The sequence below is a fragment of the Kitasatospora sp. NPDC007106 genome (assembly GCF_040634455.1).
Taxonomy (GTDB): Bacteria; Actinomycetota; Actinomycetes; order Streptomycetales; family Streptomycetaceae; genus Kitasatospora; species Kitasatospora arboriphila.
The window spans coordinates 1-2,248 of sequence record NZ_JBEYFP010000905.1; the positions used below are offsets into that span (position 1 = coordinate 1).

The 2,248-nt window shown below is 74.9% G+C and carries 2 protein-coding genes; one reads left to right on the forward strand and one right to left on the reverse strand.

What is annotated here, in order from left to right; translation table 11 throughout:
• Positions 1-100: 100 nt before the first annotated feature.
• Entirely contained in the window at positions 101-1,426 is a 1,326-nt protein-coding gene (locus ABZ641_RS33870; RefSeq protein WP_359988123.1) for a HAMP domain-containing sensor histidine kinase, read from the reverse strand.
• A gap of 264 nt (positions 1,427-1,690) precedes the next feature.
• Here ABZ641_RS33870 and ABZ641_RS33875 point away from each other — a divergent pair.
• Positions 1,691-2,248: AI-2E family transporter (locus ABZ641_RS33875; RefSeq protein ID WP_359988125.1), on the forward strand; the 558-nt coding region annotated here is incomplete at its 3' end.

Below are 2,248 nucleotides of genomic sequence, written 5' to 3' on the forward strand. Positions count from 1 at the left end.
CACACCCGATTTTACAAGATTACTAATCCATACGAGATAAGTCTAGGGTTGACTGGAGTTCAGACGTTTGGTCTTCCTATCTGTGGTGTGCCGGGTCGGGTCAGCTGCGGGCGGGGGCGAGCGGGAGGCGGGTGCGGAAGACGGTGGCGCCCGGGGCGGGGGCGAGGGTGAGGTCGCCGCCGTGGTGGCGGGCGATGTCGCGGGCTATCGGCAGGCCGAGTCCGGCGCCGCCGTGGTCGCGGCTGCGGGCGTCGTCGAGCCGGGTGAACCGTTCGAAGATCCGCTCGCGGTCCTCGGGTGCGACCTCGGGGCCGTCGTTGGCGACCTCCAGGACGGCGTACCCGGTGCCGTCCTCGCGATGGACGCGGACGGTGACGTCCCGGTCGGCGTGCCGCTGGGCGTTGTCGAGCAGGTTGGTCAGCAGCCGGCCGAGCCACAGCCTGCTGCCGACCACCGCGACGCCGTCCGGCAGGTCGAGGCCGACGGGGTGCGGGTCACCGGCCCGGGCCCGCACGGTGCCCACCGCCAGTTCGGCGAGGTCGACCGGATCGAGGGGGTCGAAGGAGTCGGCGGAGCGGTCGGGCCCGGCGGAGTCGAGCCGGGCCAGCAGCAGCAGGTCGGTGGCGAGGGCCTGCAGCCGGTCGGTGTCCTCCAGGGCGCCTTCGAGCAGAGTGGTGCGCACCTCGGGATCGGGGTGGGCCAGCGCGACCTCCAGCTGGGTGCGCAGCACGGCCAGCGGGCTGCGCAGTTCGTGCGAGGCGTCCGCGATGAAGCGGCGCTGGCGTGCGCCGGCGGCCTCCAGCCGCGCCAGCATGGCGTTCATGGTGCCCGCCAGCCGTGCGATCTCGTCGTCGGCGGCCGGTACGGGGACCCGGAGGTCCAGGTGCCGGTCGCCGATGGCGGCGACGCCCGCGCGGATCGCCTCCACCGGGGCGAGCGCGCGGCCGGTGGTGCGCCAGGTGAGGACGCCGACGGTGAGCAGCAGCAGCGGGCAGAGGACGAGGAGTGCGCCGGCGGCGACGTGCTGGGCGGTGTCGACGGTGCGCAGCGAGGAGCCGACGTGCACGGTGACCTGGCCGGACGGGGTGGTGGCGGTGACGGTGGCGACCCGCTGGCGGTGCTCCTCGCCGAACGGTCGCAGGTCGAAGGTGGTGTGGCCGTCGGGACCGCCGACGGGGGTGACGGCGGGGCGGCCCGCCAGGTTCTGGCTGGCGGCCAGCACCCGGCCGTTCTCGTCGACGACCTGGACGAAGTCGGTGCCGTGGTCGAGCGGGAGCAGCGGGGTGAGCCGGGCGTCGGCGGCCAGCCGGGCGACGGCGACGGCCTGTTCGCGGGCGCCGCTCTCGACGCTGCGTTCGAGGTTGGCGTGCAGCAGGCCGAGGAGTGCGGTGGAGGCCACGAGCAGGGCGGCGGGCCGGCCCTTCACCTCCGGACCGGCGGGCGGCGCCCCGCGGGTGAAGGATCGGCCGGAGGGCGGGCGCCCGTCGGCGCGGGAACAGCCCGGACGGCGCTCCACCCGCTATCCAGGGTTCATGTCGCTTTCGCACCCCGGCCCTCCCGGGCCCCTCCGCCGCTCCCCCGCCCGACCGGCCCCGGCGCCACGGACGGCGAACCGGCAGGCAGCGGCGCGGAGGACGGCGACCCGGCGGGCGGGAACGGCGGGGGCAGCGACCGGCGGTGCGGCATGCCGGTGAGGAGACCCGGGGGCGGACGGCCCGACCGCCGCACGGCGGACGGTACCGGGGCGCCGCCCGGGCTGCGGCACCTCTCCGACTACGCGTGGCGGCTGCTGGTCGTCGCCGCGGCCGGGTACCTGGTGCTGGCGGTGCTGGGGAAGTTCCACCTGATCACACTGGCCGGGTTCCTCGCGCTGGTGATCACCTCGGTCGTGCGGCCCCTGGTCGACCTGGGCGCCCGGGTCCTCCCCCGCCCGCTCGCGGTGCTGGCCGGGCTGGCGGTGGCACTGCTCGTCCCGGCCGGGCTGCTGGCGCTGATCGGCGAGACCGTCGCGAACGACCTGTCCAGTCTGACCAACGAGTTCCAGGGCGGCCTGGACCGGCTGGAGAGGGCCCTCGAGGGCTCCCCCTTCCACATCGCCCACGAGACCTTCGACGATCTCCAGAAGAAGGTCACCGACTTCCTCTCCGAGCACCGCTCGACCCTGATCAGCACCGCCGTCAGCGGCGCCGGGCGGGTCGTCGAGGTGGCGACCGGCGCGGCGCTCGCGCTCTTCATGTCGGTGTTCTTC